Origin of the sequence: Pseudomonas brassicacearum, assembly GCF_918698105.1 — a bacterium.
GTDB lineage: Bacteria > Pseudomonadota > Gammaproteobacteria > Pseudomonadales > Pseudomonadaceae > Aquipseudomonas > Aquipseudomonas brassicacearum_F.
Genome location: NZ_CAKKMI010000004.1, coordinates 106,763 through 124,135, shown reverse-complemented (window position 1 = coordinate 124,135; position 17,373 = coordinate 106,763). Strand labels below are relative to the sequence as shown.

11 protein-coding genes are annotated in these 17,373 nt (G+C 62.4%); 10 read left to right on the top strand and 1 reads right to left on the bottom strand.

From position 1 onward, the window contains the following. Nucleotides 1-8: 8 nt before the first annotated feature. The 7 genes from LQ215_RS03100 to LQ215_RS03070 all read left to right on the top strand — a co-directional run bounded on the left by LQ215_RS03100 (nt 9) and on the right by LQ215_RS03070 (nt 9,836). Complete coding sequence (locus LQ215_RS03100) at nt 9-1,724, top strand: ATP-binding cassette domain-containing protein (RefSeq protein ID WP_230147382.1); 1,716 nt, start codon at nt 9-11, stop codon at nt 1,722-1,724. Between the two features lie 1,268 nt (nt 1,725-2,992). After that, nucleotides 2,993-3,952: an AAA family ATPase gene (locus LQ215_RS03095; RefSeq protein ID WP_003202654.1), complete on the top strand. Its 960-nt coding sequence runs from the start codon at nt 2,993-2,995 to the stop codon at nt 3,950-3,952. Nucleotides 3,953-3,961: 9 nt separating this feature from the next. Then, entirely contained in the window at nt 3,962-4,906 is a 945-nt protein-coding gene (locus tag LQ215_RS03090) for a DUF58 domain-containing protein (RefSeq protein WP_058543644.1), read from the top strand. After that, the gene (locus LQ215_RS03085; protein WP_230147381.1) at nt 4,903-5,397 is read left to right on the top strand and encodes a DUF4381 domain-containing protein; all 495 of its coding nucleotides are present in this window, start codon (nt 4,903-4,905) and stop codon (nt 5,395-5,397) included. Before LQ215_RS03090 ends, LQ215_RS03085 begins: the two co-directional genes overlap by 4 nt. Further along, the gene (locus LQ215_RS03080) at nt 5,390-6,469 is read left to right on the top strand and encodes a vWA domain-containing protein (protein WP_230147380.1); all 1,080 of its coding nucleotides are present in this window, start codon (nt 5,390-5,392) and stop codon (nt 6,467-6,469) included. The genes LQ215_RS03085 and LQ215_RS03080 overlap by 8 nt, the downstream gene beginning before the upstream one ends. Continuing rightward, nucleotides 6,466-8,202 carry a VWA domain-containing protein gene (locus LQ215_RS03075; protein ID WP_230147379.1) on the top strand — a complete coding sequence of 579 codons (1,737 nt, stop codon included), beginning with the start codon at nt 6,466-6,468 and terminating at the stop codon, nt 8,200-8,202. The genes LQ215_RS03080 and LQ215_RS03075 overlap by 4 nt, the downstream gene beginning before the upstream one ends. Continuing rightward, the gene (locus LQ215_RS03070) at nt 8,199-9,836 is read left to right on the top strand and encodes a BatD family protein (protein WP_230147378.1); all 1,638 of its coding nucleotides are present in this window, start codon (nt 8,199-8,201) and stop codon (nt 9,834-9,836) included. Before LQ215_RS03075 ends, LQ215_RS03070 begins: the two co-directional genes overlap by 4 nt. 35 nt (nt 9,837-9,871) lie before the next feature. Here LQ215_RS03070 and LQ215_RS03065 read toward each other — a convergent pair whose 3' ends face one another. Beyond that, on the bottom strand, nt 9,872-11,455 hold the full coding sequence (locus tag LQ215_RS03065) for an ABC-F family ATP-binding cassette domain-containing protein (protein WP_230147377.1): 1,584 nt from the start codon (nt 11,453-11,455) through the stop codon (nt 9,872-9,874). Nucleotides 11,456-11,738: 283 nt separating this feature from the next. Between LQ215_RS03065 and LQ215_RS03060 the strand changes: the two genes are divergently transcribed. From LQ215_RS03060 to LQ215_RS03050, 3 genes are read left to right on the top strand one after another with little or no spacing between them, the layout of a single operon-like run. Next, nucleotides 11,739-12,983, top strand: a complete 1,245-nt coding sequence (locus LQ215_RS03060) for an exonuclease SbcCD subunit D C-terminal domain-containing protein (RefSeq protein ID WP_230147376.1) — start codon at nt 11,739-11,741, stop codon at nt 12,981-12,983. Next, nucleotides 12,980-16,621: an SbcC/MukB-like Walker B domain-containing protein gene (locus LQ215_RS03055; protein WP_230147375.1), complete on the top strand. Its 3,642-nt coding sequence runs from the start codon at nt 12,980-12,982 to the stop codon at nt 16,619-16,621. Before LQ215_RS03060 ends, LQ215_RS03055 begins: the two co-directional genes overlap by 4 nt. Continuing rightward, nucleotides 16,618-17,220, top strand: coding sequence for a glutathione S-transferase (locus LQ215_RS03050; RefSeq protein ID WP_230147374.1), 603 nt, complete (start codon nt 16,618-16,620; stop codon nt 17,218-17,220). Before LQ215_RS03055 ends, LQ215_RS03050 begins: the two co-directional genes overlap by 4 nt. The last annotated feature ends 153 nt before the right edge of the window (nt 17,221-17,373 follow it).

Here is a 17,373-nt window from a genome sequence, read left to right as displayed (position 1 = left end):
GTGAGTACATGAATAACATTCGGGCAATGATAAAAAACGCCTATAAAAAACACACCAAACTTCTAGCAATGACTATAGTCACAATCATCGCACTCAAGCTCATCACACTTGCTCCTCCACTGTTGCTCGGAACCATCATCGACACTCTGCAAGGTAACAGAAACCCAGCATCCAGCACCCTGCTCGCACTGACGGCAGGCCTGATTGTCGCGGGGTGCATTCATGCCATCATCACTCCTCTGCAGCTCCATGCGCTGTCTAAGCTGATACAGAGCATTATCATGAACGCTTCCATTGAGTGGATCACCGAACTCATAGGCAAAGAGTTTTCGTTATTCAACTCTTGGAGAATCGGCCACTTCATCAAATCGGTGGAGCGCGGAATTACTGCGCACGAACAACTGCTCACTTTCATTGTGACCATTGCGCTTCCCGTCCTCTTGGAATTCATAGTTGTTGGAGCTGCTTTTATTTACATAGGTGGCGGTAAAATTTTCTTGAGCATGACGGCGTTCGGAATTATCTATCTGGCTGCCACCCATCAAATTATCAAATGGCGGAGAAAGCACATCGATGCAGTCAATGAACAGGAAGATGAGTTAAGTGCCCACCTCTACAACACCCTCAACGCTGGGAAAATCATAAAACTGGAAACTGCCATACCTACCGCCCTGCGCCCGTTGAACGCGGCGTTCGGACGTTATGCCAACGCTGCGGTGACTACGGCATCATCTGGCGGTCTGCTGAGCACCGCCAAGATACTGTTCGTAAGCCTTTCCACTGGGGGATTGCTCTACTGGGGCGTCGCGGATCAACTTTCGGCTCATCCCAGTATCAGTGTCGGGCAGCTGGTTGCCATTTTTTCAATCGCGGGGAGTTATCTGCTCAGTATTTCAACCTTGACCGAAGGGTATCGTGTTCTTGATCAGTTCCTTGCAGACCAGCGTCAATTTCAGGGTCTGCTATCACTTCCGGATTTCGCTCGCAGCAATCGGCTGGCCTGGGTTGATTTCCAGCGGTCCTCAGTTCTGGAACTCGGCCCCTGCGAAGTGGCAGGAACGGGACCGCTTCGCCTGTCGATCAAGCGCTCCCTGGCATTTGCTCAAGGGCAATCAGTGGCCGTCACGGGCCCTAGCGGCGCAGGTAAAACCACTTTTCTGGAAGTCCTCGCCGGGCTTGATGCATCAAAGCGAGACCAACTGAGTATCGACTCGGTACCGGTCTCACTGTTGTCCGGTCAGGCTCACTTGGACGCCTTGAGGTATTGCCCCCAACAACCGCGGTTTCTGGAAGGCTCTTTTGAACAATCGGTTCTGTTCGGAGGCAGCGCATCGCCGATTTTGTCTAGAGCCATACGGCAATTGGAACTGGATGAGATCGTGACAACACGGCAGGTCAGCGAAAATGCATCGAATATCTCCGGAGGCGAAGCCAAACGCCTATCACTGCTGCGCCTGATCAACAAGCCTGGAAAATTCAATATGTTCGACGAGCCAAGCGCATCCATCGAACCCAGGCTGACCACGCCTCTTTGGGACCTGTTATTCGACGTATTTGCCGGGCAGGGGTTGATATGTGTCACCCATGACGTGGACCACCTGCATCGGTTTGACCGGGTCATTGTGATGCATGACGGGGCAATCGTGGAGGATGGTCCGTGGAGGGATCTGATCGACAGGCCAGCTATCAGGCTGCTGGTGGATGAGATTCGGATGCAAAAGTAGCGCGAATATGAGGTGCCGGATCTACTACGGTGATCGCGAGCAGGCTCGCTCCCACACTGGTCTCGGGTGTTCATGGAATCGGTGTCCACCGCAGGTTTCTGTGGGGGCTGAGCTTGCTCGCGATTGCGGTGGGTCAGGCTGTATCGAAGTTGAATGCACCGCCGTCATCGCGAGCAAGCACGGATCCCACACTGGTCTCGGGTGTTCATGGAATCGGTGTTCACCGCAGGTCTCTGTGGGAACTGAGCTTGCTCGCGATAGCTGTGGATCAGGCTGTATTGAAGTTGAATGTGCCGCCGTCATCGCGAGCAAGCTCGGCTCCCACCCTGATCTCGGGTGTTCATGGAATCGGTGTCCACCGCAGGTCTCTGTGGGAACTGAGCTTGCTCGCGATAGCTGTAGATCAGGCTGTATTGAAGTTGAATGTGCCGCCGTCATTGCGAGCAAGCTCGGCTCCCACCCTGATCTCGGGTGTTCATGGAATCGGTGTTCACCTCAGGTCTCTGTGGGAGCTGAGCTTGCTCGCGATTGCTGTGGATCAGGCTGTATTGAAGTTGAATGTGCCGCCGTCATCGCGAGCAAGCTCGGCTCCCACCCTGATCTCGGGTGTTCCTGGAGTCGGTGTTCACCGCAGGTCTCTGTGGGAGCTGAGCTTGCTCGCGATTGCGGTGGGTCAGGCTGTATTGAAGTTGAATGTACCGCCGTCATCGCGAGCAGGCTCGCTCCCACACTGGTCTCGGGTGTTCATGGAATCGGTGTCCACCAATCCCTGTGGGAGCTGAGCTTGCTCGCGATTGCTGTGGATCAGGCTGTATTGAAGTTGAATGTGCCGCCGTCATCGCGAGCAAGCTCGCTCCCACACTGGTCCCGGGTGTTCATGGAGTTGGTGTCCACCGCCAATCCCTGTGGGAGCTGAGCTTGCTCGCGATTGCGGTGGGTCAGGCTGCATTGAAGTTGAATGTGCCGCCGTCATCGCGAGCAGGCTCGCTCCCACACTGGTCTCGGGTGTTCCTGGGGTCGGTGTCCACCGCCAATCCCTGTGGGAGCTGAGCTTGCTCGCGATAGCGGTGGATCAGTCTGCATTGAAGTTGAATGTACCGCCGTCATCGCGAGCAAGCCCGCTCCCACAAATGACTCCAAACCGATCACAAATCCGCACACCAGACAAAATCCCGTTAGTCGCCACCCCCCGCCATGCATTAAAGTAACGCCCCCAGCCCCGGCGTTATCCGAACGCCTGGGGCCACCCTTTCCAGGAACAGTCACCGATGGAACATCGTGAAGCGCTGCTTGCGCTGCGAACCTTTCTTTCAACGCAGATTCTCGGCCAGGAAAAACTCATCGAGCGCCTGCTCATCGCCCTGCTTGCCGACGGCCACATGCTGGTCGAAGGCGCGCCGGGGCTGGCCAAGACCAAGGCCATCAAGGAGCTGGCCGAAGGCGTCGAAGCGCAGTTCCATCGCATTCAGTTCACCCCTGACCTGCTGCCCGCCGACATCACCGGTACGGAAATCTACCGCCCGGAAACCGGCAGTTTCGTGTTCCAGCAAGGGCCGATTTTCCATAACCTGGTGCTGGCGGACGAAATCAACCGCGCGCCGGCCAAGGTCCAGTCGGCCTTGCTCGAAGCCATGGCCGAGCGCCAGGTCAGCGTTGGGCGCAGCACCTATGAACTGTCGCCGCTGTTCCTGGTGATGGCCACGCAGAACCCGATCGAGCAGGAAGGCACCTACCCGCTGCCCGAAGCCCAGCTCGACCGTTTCCTGATGCACGTCAAGATCGGCTTTCCCGATGCCGCGGTGGAACGCCGTATCCTGCAGCAGGCCCGGGGTGAAGCGCTGAACGGCGAGACCAAGCCCGAACGCCGCGTGAGCCAGCAGGCGATTTTCTCCGCGCGCAAGGAAATCCTCGGGTTGTACATGGCCGACGCCGTGGAGGAATACTTGGTGCAACTGATCATGGCCACCCGCAACCCGGCCAAGTTCGATCCGGAAATGGCCGAGTGGATCGCCTATGGCGCCAGCCCGCGGGGCTCCATCGCCCTTGACCGCTGCGCCCGTGCCCACGCCTGGCTGGCCGGACGCGACTTTGTCAGCCCGGAAGATATCCAGGCCGTGCTGTTCGACGTGCTGCGCCATCGCATCATTCTGTCGTTCGAAGCCGAGGCCGCTGGCATCGATCAGGACCGGGTCGTGCAGCGGATTCTCGACGTCGTCGCTGTCGCTTGAGCATGAGTCATGAATAACCCACTGGCGCCCGCACCGGGCATCCGCGTCAGCCTTTCGGAGCTGATCGAGATGCGCCATCGTGTGCGCGAGGTGCAGTTGTTCTCGACGCCAGGCCAGCGCAGCCCGCTGATCGGCCTGCACCACTCCAAGCTGCGCGGACGCGGGGTGGACTTCGACCAGGTGCGGGTCTACCAGGCCGGCGACGACGTACGCACCATTGACTGGCGCGTCACCGCCCGGACCCAGGAGCCCCACACCAAACTGTTCCATGAAGAACGCGAGCGGCCGATCTTCATCATGATCGAACAAAGCCACCGGCTGTTCTTCGGCTCGGGGCTGATGTTCAAGTCGGTGCTTGCCGCCCAGGCCGCCAGCCTGATCGGCTGGGCCGCGCTGGGGCACAACGACCGGGTCGGCGGCCTGGTGTTCGGCAATAACACCCACTACGAGGTCAAGCCGCGGCGCAGCAAACAGAGTCTGTTGCAACTGCTCAACCGGCTGGTGCGGGTCAATCAGTCGCTGCACACCGAGGGCGAGCCGGATCGCGACTCGTTCGGCATCGCCCTGCGTCGGGCCCGGGAAGTGCTACGGCCCGGCAGCCTGGTGATCGTGATTTGCGACGAACGTGCGTTGTCCGACAGTGCCGAACAACAACTAAGCCTGCTGTCGCGCCATTGCGACCTGCTGCTGTTGCCGCTGTCGGACCCACTGGATCACGCCCTGCCCGCCGCCGGCCTGCTGCGCTTCGCCCAGCGCGCTTCACAGTTGGAGCTCGACACTTTGAACTTCGAGCTGCGCCAGGCCTATCGCGCCCAGGCCGAGGCGCGCCAGGAGCGTTGGGAAATACTGGCGCAGAAACTGCGAATCCTGATGATGCCCCTCAGTACCCAGGGCGACATGGTCGAGCAACTGCGCGAATACCTGAACCCCAAGCGAGCCGGAAAAAGTCGATGAGCAACCTGGATCAACTGCAGCCGCTGATGGCGCCGCCCCCTATCGGTTTCTGGCCTCCCGCGCCGGGCTGGTGGTTGCTGCTGGTGTTGATCCCCTTGCTGGGCCTGGGGCTGTGGCAGTTGCGCCGATTCATTCCCGCCAAGCGCACCGGCACCCGTGCCGAACAACCCCTGGACCCGGTGCGACTGGCCGCGCTGGCCGAACTCGCCCTGCTGCCCAAACCCTACGATGGGGCGCCGGCCGGAGCCTGGCTGCAACAGCTCAACGGGTTGCTCAAGCGCCTGTGTCGCAACCATTACCCCTACAGCCAGAGCCACACCCTCAACGGGCGCAAATGGCTGGCTTTCCTGGATAACCGCTGCCCGGCAGCCGGCCTGACCCGCTGGATGGTGCTGGTGGAAGGCGCCTACAAACCCGAATGCAAGCTCGATGACAAAGCCATCGCCGGCCTGACCCAGGCGGTCGAAATCTGGATTCGCAAACATGTTTGAGTTCGCCTGGCCGTGGGTATTGGCCCTGTTGCCGCTGCCTTGGCTGATGCGCCTGGTGCTGCCGGCGGCCGACAGCGGCGAGCCAGCGCTCAAAGTCAGTTTCCTCGGCGACCTGGAAGGCCTGGTGGGTCGGCGAGCCCGGGCCAATCTGCCGACCTGGCGGCAACAGGCGCCCTTCATCCTGCTCTGGCTGCTGTTGCTGATCGCCGCGGCCCGACCGCAATGGTTGGGCGAGCCATTGCCCATTGCCGCCAGCGGGCGCGACCTGCTGGTGGCGGTGGATGTCTCGGGGTCCATGGACTTTCCCGACATGCAATGGAAAGACGAAGAGGTCAGTCGCCTTGCGCTGGTCCAGCACATGCTCGGGGATTTTCTCGAAGGCCGCGAAGGTGACCGGGTCGGCCTGATCCTGTTCGGCAGCCAGGCCTATCTGCAGGCACCGCTGACCTTCGACCGCCGCACCGTGCGCCATTGGCTCGATGAGGCGCGTATCGGCATCGCCGGCAAGAATACCGCCATCGGCGACGCCATCGGCCTGGCCCTCAAGCGTCTGCGCCAGCGGCCAGCCCACAGCCGCGTGTTGATCCTGGTCACCGACGGCGCCAATAACGGCGGCGAGATCGACCCCCTGACCGCCGCGCGACTGGCCGCCGACGAAGGCGTGAAAATCTACCCGATCGGCATCGGTGCCGACCCGCAGCAAAGCGGCACCACAGGTTCACTCGGCGTCAACCCGAGCCTGGACCTGGACGAACCGACACTCAAGGACATCGCCCAAGTCACCGGCGGCCAGTATTTTCGCGCCCAGGATGGTGAGCAATTACTGGCGATCAAGACCACCCTCGACCAGCTCGAACCTGTGGCCCAGCAACCGACCCAGGCCCGCCCTGCCCTGGCGCTGTATCACTGGCCCCTGGCCGTTGCGCTGCTGTTGAGCATGTTGCTGGTGGCTCGGGCGCGCTGGCCGGACAATCCGTTGCAGCGCCTGTTCAACCAGCCGCTGTTCCAGCCAGCCCAACACACCGAGTGGCGCCAGCGGCTCAAGCGCCTGCGCTTGCGGAGGCGTCGATGATCGCCCTCTGGCCACACTGGCTACGCCCCTGGTTCGTGTTGCTGCTGCCTCTGCTGGGCTGGTTGCTCTGGCAACTGTGGCACCGGCAAAAACGCGTGGGCCGCTGGCAGATGATCCTGCCGCCCACCTTTCATGCTGTGCTGCTCAGTGGCGGCAGTGGCCGGGAAAGCCGGCTGCCATGGATTGCCCTGGGCCTGGGTTGGCTGTTGATGGTGCTGGCGTTGCTGGGGCCAAGTTGGGCGCGGGTCGAACAGACCAGCCAGAGGCCCGCCGACCCGCTGGTGGTGGTGTTGGAGCTGACCCCGGAAATGCTCGCCACCGACGTCCCGCCCACGCGCCTGGAACAAGCCCGGCGCAAGGTCCTGGACCTGTTGCAGAACCGTAGCGACGCCCAGACCGCGATCGTCGTCTATGCCGGCAGCGCCCATACGCTGGTGCCACTGTCCGACGACCTGTCCACCAGCGCCAACCTGCTCGAGGCCCTTGCGCCGTCGATCATGCCGCAGAGCGGCCATCGTGCCGACCTCGCGGTCCGCAAGGCGCTGACCCTGCTGGACCAGGGCGAACTGGGCCATGGTCGGATCCTGCTGATCGGTTCTTCGCTGAACGAGCAGGAACGCCAGGGCATTCGCCAGGCCCTGGACGGTTCCGCCACGCAATGGCTGATGCTGGGCATCGGAACCCGCGAAGGCGCACCGGTGCCCCAGGAAGATGGCAGTTACCTCAAGGATGCGCAGGGTTCGATCCTGCTGCCACGCTTGGACAGCCCGGGCCTCAAGGCCTTCGCCAACAAGCTGGACGGCCGCTACCGGCCGGCGCGCCTGGACGACAGCGACCTGCGCGGCCTGGGCCTGTTGGACGGCCCTCGCCATCTGCGCAGCGACGGACAAACCCTGCGCCTGGACACCTGGGCCGACCAAGGCTATTGGCTGCTCCTGCCGCTGTTGCTGCTGGCCGCCTGTGCCGGGCGGCGTGGCTGGCTGTTCTGCCTGCCACTGTTGTTCATGTTGCCGCAAACCGGCCACGCCTTCGAATTCCAGGACCTGTGGCTGCGGGCCGACCAACAGGGCCAGCACCTGCTCAAGCAAAAGCGTCCCGCCGAAGCCGCCGCCCACTTCGAGGACAGCCAGTGGCAAGGCGTCGCCCTGTACGAAGCCGGCCAATACAGCGAAGCCGCCCGACGCTTCGCCGAAGGCAACGACGCCCGCGCGCACTACAATCGCGGCAACGCGCTGGCCAGGAGCGGCGAACTGGAAGCCGCGCTGGATGCCTACGAGCAGGCCCTTGAGTTGCAACCTGACCTGCGCCCCGCCCAGACCAACAAGGCCCTGGTGGAAAGCTTGTTGAAAGAACCGGCCCCCGTACCGGAAGAACCCAAGCCTGCCGAAAGCGAGGAGCCGGACCCCGCCGAGCAATCGCCGGATGCCGACTCAGCTACCCAGTCTTCCGAACCGGGGCAGCCCTCCCACGAGCCAAGCACGACATCGGACGAGTCCCAACCGCCGCGAACGGCACAACCGCCTACCGCCCAGGATGTACCAGGCAGCGAACTGCCCGATGAGCAGACCACCACCCCACCACTGCGTCCTGCCGCAGGTCAGCGCAATGAAGAAGAACAGCGCCAGGCACTGGAACAATGGCTGCGTCAGATCCCGGATAATCCAGGGGAGCTGCTCAGGCGTAAATTCTGGTATGAACAGCAAAGCCATCAGGCCCAGGAAAAAACCCAATGACCCGCTTCACCGCCTACCTCCTCGTGTTGCTGCTCTGGGCCTCTGGAACCCAGGCTGCACAGCTGACGGCCAGTGTGGACCGCAGCCGCCTGAACTCCGGGGAAACGGTGGAACTGATCCTGGAATCCAACGACGCCACGTTATTCGGCAAACCGGACCTGGGCCCGCTCCAGGCCTTGTTCGATGTGCGCGGCACCCGTCAGGTCAACCAGTTGACGACCCTCGACGGTGAGAACCGCGCCACCACCCGCTGGATCGTGACCCTGCTGCCGCGCCAAAGCGGCACCGTGATCATTCCGCCGTTGCAACTGGGCGAAGTGACCAGCCAGCCAATCACCCTGCAAGTGATCGAAAGCGAAACCCGCAACGCCTCTCAGCCCCTGGCACCGGTGTTCATCGAGGCCAGCCTCGACCAGACCGAAGTGTATGTTCAGGCCCAGGCGATCTTGACCCTGCGCATCTACCATTCGGTGTCGCTGTACGACGACAGCAGCCTCACGCCGCTGCACCTCCCCGATGCCCGCACCGAGCAACTGGGCGAATCGCGCACCTATGAAAAAGTCATCAACGATGTCCGCCATGGCGTGATCGAACTGCGCTACGGCATCTACCCGCAACGCAGCGGCGAATTGACCATTCCGGCCCAGACATTCAGTGCCACCCTGGTCGAGCCGGTGGCCCAGGACGCCGTACCTTCGGGCCCCAAGCCCGGCCAGTTGATGCGGGTAAGCTCCGCGCAACTGTTGCTGCGCGTCAAACCCAAGCCTGTCGATTACCCGGCCGATGTGCCCTGGCTGCCCGCACGCAGCCTGTCCTTGAGTGAAAGCTGGAGCCCGGAACCGACCCACAGCCAGGTAGGCGACTCCCTGACCCGCAGCCTGACCCTGGAAGCCGAAGGCCTGGCCAGCGCCCAGTTGCCACCGCTGCCGGCCACTGAGATCAATGGCCTGCGACGCTATCCGGACCAACCAGTCCTTAGCAGCCGCAACAGTGAGCGCGGGCTGGTGGGCAGCCGCGAAGACCGCGAGGCCCTGGTGCCCAACCGCAGCGGGACCATCGAGCTGCCACCGGTGGAAGTGGTCTGGTGGAACACCCTGGAAGACCACCTGGACCGCACCAGCCTCCCGGCGCGGACCCTGCAAGTGGCGAACAATCCAAGCTTGATGGTGGACACGCCGGCCGGCACGACGCAGATCGTGACAACGGTCGACAGCGAGACCCTGTGGTATTGGCAACTGAGCAGCCTGATCCTGGCCTGCACGACGCTGCTGGGCTTTGGCTTGTGGTGGCGCGCCCGCTGGCAACCGGCGATCCTGCGTGCGACCCAGACCGGACCGAGCCCACGCACCCTGCTGGATGATCTCAAACGCACCTGCCTGGCCAACGACCCCCACGCCACCCGCCAGGCCCTGGACGCCTGGGCCCGCCAGCAGCCGGAAACCCTGGCCGACATGGCAGCGCGTTTCGTGCCGCTGTCCGACGCCCTCGACGGCCTCAACGGCGCGCTCTATAGCGAGACCGGCCAGCACTGGCAGGGCGAAGACCTGTGGCGGGCCATTCGCACCATCCCCACCGCAGACCGCTCCCAGGACCCGCTGGGCGACAGTGGTTTGCCGCCGCTTTATCCGAAGTGATTTCGATAAAAGTCAGACAATGAATCAAAACGCGTCTAGAGGTTGAGCTGGAGCTCTGCATCCAGATGAATGGCCTGTAGAAAAGTGCTGTCGTGAGAAACCACGATCAATGAACCTTGGTATTGGTTGAGCATTTGCTCAAGCGCGACTCGACTGGGCAAGTCCAGATGGTTGTCCGGTTCGTCCAGCAACAGCAGTTGTGGCGGCCACTGGGAATACAGCTGTGCCGCGAGTGCTATTTTCAAGCGTTCGCCACCACTCAACTGATGGGTCTTGAGCATTGCACGATCCGCATCAATACCCATTTGCGCCAACCGGGTTCGGGCCTCGGCTTCGGGCAACTGGGGATTGCTCTCGTGGAGCCATTGCACTGGCGTGCGGTCGGGGTACTGCAATCCAGCGTGTTGATCCAGCCACCCGATAGCGCAACTGCGTATCAGCTCACCTTGCTGCGCCGGCAGTTGCCCGGCGATGACCCGCAGCAGGGTTGATTTCCCGCTGCCATTGGCGCCCAGAACCGCCAGACGCATCGGCCCCGTCAACGTCAGATTGACAGGCGTAGCGCAACCAAACGGCAACACGACGTCATTGAGCTGCAATATCAGCTTGCCGTTAGGCACCGTGCTTTCCGGCGACAGCATCATGCGCTGAATCTCCGGCGCACACCGCGCACGGGCCTCGGCAATCCGTCGCTGCTGCTGCTCACGGGCAACCTGTTGATTGAGGCGCAATTTCCCCTGACTGTTTTCACTGCGCTCTTTCTGGGCGTTGGTAATCAGCTTGGTCTGATTGCCTTCACGGGTCTGACGGTCGCCGCGGGCATTGCGCCGTTGCTGACGCTCCATCTGCACGACCATCTCACGCTGCTCACGCTTGGCCTGCGCCCGCTCCCCTTGCAACGCCGACTGGAACGACTGCTGCTCCTGCTCGCGTGCCGCCGCATACTGACTGTAGCTGCCGCCATAAACCGCCAACCCCAACGGTGACAGCTCGACAATTTCGTTCACGTGCTCCAGAAGTCCGCGGTCGTGGCTGATCAGCACCAGGCCGTTGGGCCAGCGATCGATCTGCTGCGCAAGCTTGTGTTGCTGATCACTATCCAGATGGTTGCTGGGCTCATCCAGAATGAGCCAGTCAGCCCTGGATAACCACGCCCCCAGCAGCGCCACCCGTTGCCGTTCGCCACCACTGAGTGCATCGGTACATGCGTGGGCATTCAAGTGTCCTAGGCCGATCTGCTGCAGTTGCGTCTCAAGGCGTGCTGCGCAATCCCATTGGTCGACCACTAACAAATGGTCGTCATCATCGACACTGCCTTGGGCAATACGATCCAGTGCCGCCAGGATGTGGTCGACCCCGGCCAGCGCGGCGACGCTGGGATAGCGCTCAGGTTCCAGTAATTGCGCCACAGCGTAAACCCGTCCTTCTCGACGGATGTTGCCACTGGTGGGCCGTTGTTCCCCCGCCAGCAGCCGACCAAGCAACGACTTGCCGCAGCCATTGGCACCCACGATGCCTGTGGCTCTGGCGCTGAAGGTATGGTTCAAGTGATCGAACAGAACACGCCCGTCGGGCAGATTGAACGACACTTGGTCAAGTTGGAGTAATCGTTGGATCATGAAGCCTCCTTAAACATCCCTCCAGATGGGCACTGAATCACTCCGTGAGCGTGCGCAACAACGTCTGGAAGATGGACAACAACCGTGGAAGCGGCACCTGCCCATAGTTGGAACATTCTTCAAACATCAGTCAAACATCATGCAGGATAGACAAACGTCAAGAGATGTTGTGTCAGCCGATCTTTCAAGGCCTTCAGCATCGTCAGGCTTTTCCCAGTAAACTCTCCCTCTTTTAGCCGCCCTTCTCTTCACTGCGGCCATCATCTGTTTCCTGGAGTTCACCTTGCGTCTGTTTCACACCTCCGACTGGCACCTGGGGCAAAACCTGCACGGCCAGGAACGCGATTTCGAACACGCCTGCTTCCTCGACTGGCTGCTGCGTCAGCTGACCCACGAAAAGCCCGATGTGCTGCTGATTGCCGGCGACATCTTCGACACCGTCAACCCACCGGTCAAAGCCCAGGAGCGGCTGTACGACTTCATCGTCAGCGCCCATGAACAAAACGCCAACCTGACCATCGTGATGATCGCCGGCAACCACGACTCCGGCTCGCGTATCGAATTGCCTGCGCCGCTGATGCGACGCTTGCGCACCCACGCCCTGGGCAGGGTGCTGTGGCTGGACGACGGCCAATTGGACGTCGAGCGCCTGTTGTTGCCGTTGCCCGATGCCAAGGGCAAGGTCAAGGCGTGGTGCCTGGCCCTGCCGTTTCTGCGCCCTGCCGAAGTCACTGGTGCGCAGCTGGGCGACGATTACCTGCGGGGCATCGGCCAGGTGCATGAATGGCTGATCGCCGCGGCCAACAGCAAGCGCAAGAAGGGCCAGGCGCTGATTGCCATCAGCCATGCGCACATGGCCGGCGGTTTGGTGTCCGAGGATTCCGAGCGCAGCCTGATCATCGGCAACGCCGAGGCCCTGCCCGCCAGCCTGTTCGGCCCGAGCATCAGCTACGTCGCCCTCGGCCACTTGCACAAGCCGCAGAAGGTCAACGGTGAAGAGCGTATCCGCTACAGCGGTTCGCCGATCCCGCTGTCATTTTCGGAGATCGGCTATCAGCATCAAATTCTCGACATCACCCTGGACGGCGAAACCCTGGTCAAGGTCGAGCCTCGCCTGATCCCACGGGCCGTCAACCTGCAACGCCTGGGCCCGGCGCCGCTGGCCGATCTCCTGGTGCAACTCAAGGAGCTGCCCGACATCGACCTGCTGGCCGATGTCCAGCGCCAACCCTGGCTGGAAGTGCGGGTGCGCCTTGATGAACCGCAGCCGGACCTGCGTCACCAGGTGGAAACCGCACTGCAAGGCAAGGCCGTACGCCTGGTGCGGATCGGCGCCGAATACGCCGGCAACGGCGGCGTCGGCAGTGCCGATGATGGCAGCGCGCTGGTGGAGCTGGATCAACTCAGCCCGCAGGAGTTGTTCAGCCGCGCCTGGCAGGACACCTACGGCAACGAAGTGGACGAACAGACCCTCAAGGACTTTGCCGTGCTGTTGCAAGACGTGCAGATGGAGAGCGAGCAGCCATGAAGATCCTCGCGATCCGCCTCAAGAACCTGGCGTCCCTGGCCGGGCCTTTCGAAATCGATTTCACCGCCGAACCCTTGGCCAGCGCCGGCCTTTTCGCCATTACCGGCCCCACGGGCGCCGGCAAGAGCACGCTGCTCGACGCCTTGTGCCTGGCGCTGTTTGGCGCCGTGCCGCGCCTCAATAACACCGGGCGCGACGCCAAGGTGCCGGACGTCGATGGCGACATTGCCACGGGCGATCCGCGCACGTTGTTGCGCCGTGGTACTGGCGATGGCTATGCCGAAGTGGATTTTCGCGGCATCGACGGACGCCGCTATCGGGCTCGCTGGGAAGCCAATCGCGCCCGGGAAAAGGCCGGCGGCAAGTTGCAAGCCAGCCGCCAGAGCCTGCGGGACCTGGACAACGATCAACTGCTGGCGAGCCAGAAAGGCGAATACAAGACTCAGCTCGAAGCGGCCCTGGGCCTGAACTTCGAACAGTTCACTCGTGCCGTGCTGCTGGCCCAGAGCGAGTTCAGCGCATTCCTCAAGGCCGATGACAACGATCGCAGTGAACTGCTGGAAAAACTCACCGACACCGCTCTTTATACCCGCCTCGGTCGCCGCGCCTTCGACAAGGCCAAGCAAGCCAAGGACAGCCACCGGCAGTTGCAAGACCAGGCCACCGGCGTTACACCGCTGGCCCCCGAGGCCAGGGCCGAGCTGGACCAGCGCTTCAACGACGCCCAGCAACAACTCAAGGCCCAACAGGCGCAACTCAAGCAACTCGAGCAGCAACACACCTGGCTGCGCGACCTGGGCCTATTGCAGGATGAACACGCCAGCGCCGCCGAACAGCTGCAACAGGCCCAGGCCGATTGGAACGCCCTGGCCGACGAGCGCCTGAAACTGGTTCGCCTGGAGCAACTGGCGCCCCAGCGCCATCAGTTCATTCGCCAGGCCGAACTGAGCCGACAGCTCGACCCCTTGGCCGCGCAGATCCAGCAACTCACCCAGCAGCAGATCGACCTCCATGAACAACAGGCCGAACTGGAAAAAGGCCTGGGCGCCGCGCAACTGGCGCTGGCCGCAGCCCGGCAACACAGCAGCGACAGCGCGCCGTTGCTGCGCCAGGCCTTTGAAGAGCAAAGCACCCTGGCCCGCCTCGCCAGCGACGCCAGCCAGGGCGCCGAGCGCCAGGAACAGGCGCAACAGGCCTGCACCGAAGGCCAGCGCACCATCGACACCTTGCTCGAACAGCAACGGCAGGTGGCCGAGCGCTTGCAGCGCATCGCTGGCGCGTTGGAACAAAGCACGCACCTGGCCCCACTGAGCGATGCCTGGAACGCCTATCGCGATCGCCTGCAACAGCTGATGCTGATCGGCAATCGCCTGAACCAGGGCCAGGCCGAACTCGCCACACTGGAACAAGGCGCCACCCGCGCCGCCGAGGAACTGGCCACCCGCCGGCAAGACCTTGAAGTGCTCTACAAGGAAGCCGGCGCCGAGCCGGAGGCAGTGGCCGAGCAGATCCAGTTGCTCGGCACCCTGCTGCAAGACAACCGCAAGCAATTGCGTGCTTTCGAAGACCTGACCCGGCTGTGGGCCAGTCAGCAAGAGCTGGACAAACGCGGCGCCGAGCTTGAACAACGCCAGCAACGGGCGTTGCAGGAACGTGACCGGTTGGTGCGTGAGGGCGGCGAAGCCAAGGCCGAACTGACCATCGCCGAACAGACCCTGACCGTTACCCGCGAACTGCTGGAGCGCCAGCGCCTGGCCCGCAGCGAAAGCGTCGAGCAACTGCGCGCACAGTTGCAGGATGAACAGCCCTGCCCCGTGTGTGGCAGTGTCGAGCATCCTTATCATCAGCCCGAAGCCCTGCTGGAAAACCTCGGGCGCTTTGACGAAACCGAAGAAGCCAACGCCCGCAAGGCCGTCGACTTGCTCAATGAAAAAGTCATCGACTTGCGGGCGCAATACAGCGGGGTCATCGCCCAGCTCAAGGAACTCAAACAGCAGCAGGAACAGCTCGCCAGCCAGCAACAGAGCCTGGCGCCCAGCCTTGAAGCCCACCCGTTGTCGGCGCAATTGCTGGCCCAGGATGCAAACAAGCGCGACGCCTGGCTGACTCAGCAGAACAGCCAACTGAACCTGCGCATCAGCCAGGACGAACAACGGCAAACCGCCCTGCTGACCCTGCAGCAAGACGCCGCGCGCATGGCGCAGCGGCTGCGGGAAGCCGAGGCAGCCAGCCAACAGGCGTCACAGCACCTGGGCAACCAGCAGCAGGAGCTGGCCCGCGACCGCCAGCGCCTGGACGAGGAACTGAGCCACTTCAGCGCCCTGCTACCCGCTGACACCTTGCAGGCCTTGCGCAACGAACCGGCCGCAACCTTCTTGCAGCTTGACCAGCAGATCGCCCAGCGCCTGGAGCAACTGGAACAGCAGCGCGACGAACTGGGCGAACAGCTCCAGCGCCAGCAGACCCTGGAGAAAGAACAGGACCGCCAGCAGACCCGCCTCCAGCACCTGGAAGCGGCCCGCCTGCAATTCAGCGCCCTGAGCGAGCAACAACAGGCCTGCCAGGAGAAACTCACGCAACTGCTCGGCGAGCACACCAGCGCCGAACACTGGCAGCAACAACTCGACCAGCGCCTGGAACAGACGCGGGATGCCGAGGCGACGGCCAATCAGCAGTTGCAGCAATTGCGCAACGACCTGGTGCAACTGGCCGCCGAACTCAAGGCCCGCCAGGAACAGGCCCAAGCCCTGGACCACGAACTTCAGGCGCTGACCACAGGTATCGCGCAGTGGCGCACCGGACATCCTGAACTGGACGATGCCGCCCTCGAGGCCCTGCTCGGCCTGGACGAGCAACACGTCAGCCAGCTGCGCCAGCGCTTGCTCAACAGCGAAAAAGCCATCGAACAAGCCCGCGTCCTGCTCACCGAACGCGAACAGCGCCTGCAAAACCACCAAGCCCAGCACAACGGCAACCTGACGCCCGAGCAACTCACTCAAGCCCTCACCGAACTGCAGGGCCAATTCGCCGCCAGCGAACAGCGCTGTGCCGAACTGCGCGCCGAACAGGCCGAGGACCAGCGCCGGCAGAACGCCAACCAGGCCCTGGCCCAGCAGATCGAACAGGCCTACGCCGAATACCAGCGCTGGGCACGCCTCGATGCCCTGATCGGCTCGGCCACCGGCGACCGCTTCCGCAAGCTGGCCCAGGCCTACAACCTCGATTTGCTGGTGCACCACGCCAACGCCCAACTGCGGCAACTGGTGCGCCGCTACCGGCTCAAGCGCGGCGGCAGCATGCTCGGGCTGCTGGTGATGGACACGGAAATGGGCGATGAACTGCGCTCGGTACATTCGTTGTCCGGCGGCGAAACCTTCCTGGTTTCCCTCGCCCTGGCATTGGGCCTGGCCTCGATGGCGTCCAGCACACTGAAGATCGAATCGCTGTTCATCGACGAAGGCTTCGGCAGCCTCGACCCCGAATCACTGCAACTGGCGATGGACGCCCTCGACGGCCTCCAGGCCCAGGGCCGCAAGGTCGCGGTGATTTCCCACGTGCAGGAAATGCACGAGCGGATCCCGGTGCAGATCCAGGTGCGTCGCCAGGGCAACGGCTTGAGCACGGTGGAGGTGAAATGAGCCACGCCACCCTCTATTCCTTCCGTCGCTGTCCCTACGCGATGCGGGCGCGCATGGCCTTGCGCTACAGCGCGGTCGAGGTGGCGATTGTCGAAGTCAGCCTGAAGGCCAAGCCAGCCGAGATGCTCGCGCTTTCCAGCAAAGGCACGGTGCCGGTGTTGCAGGTCGATGGCCGGGTGATCGATGAAAGCCTGGAGATCATGAACTGGGCCTTGGCCCAGCACGATCCGCAAGACTGGAGACTACGGGACGACCCTGAAGGCCAGGCGCTGACGGCGGCGCTGATCGAAGAAAACGACCAGGTGTTCAAGCTGCACTTGAATCGCTACAAATACCCCGAACGCCATCCCGAGTACCCAAAGGAACATTACCGTAGCGAGGGTGAACGCTTTCTGCGCAGGCTGGAGGCCTTGCTTGAAACCCGGCCGTTTCTGGCGGCGCATCATCCGAGTCTCGCCGACATAGCAGTAATGCCCTTCATACGGCAGTTCGCCCACGTCGACCGCGACTGGTTTGCCCAGGCGCCCTACCCTCGGCTACAGGATTGGTTGCAGAGGTTTCTGGGGTCCGAGTTGTTCGTGGCGATCATGGCCAAGTAACCATTGCTTTGCGAGCACGCTTTTTTTGCGGCTAAAGACGCTTTTGTGGCGAGGGAGCTTGCTCCCGCTCGATTGCGCAGCAATCGCAAAAAAGGGTCCGCTGCGCGGCCCAGCGGGAGCAAGCTCCCTCGCCACAAAGTAACCATGCAACCC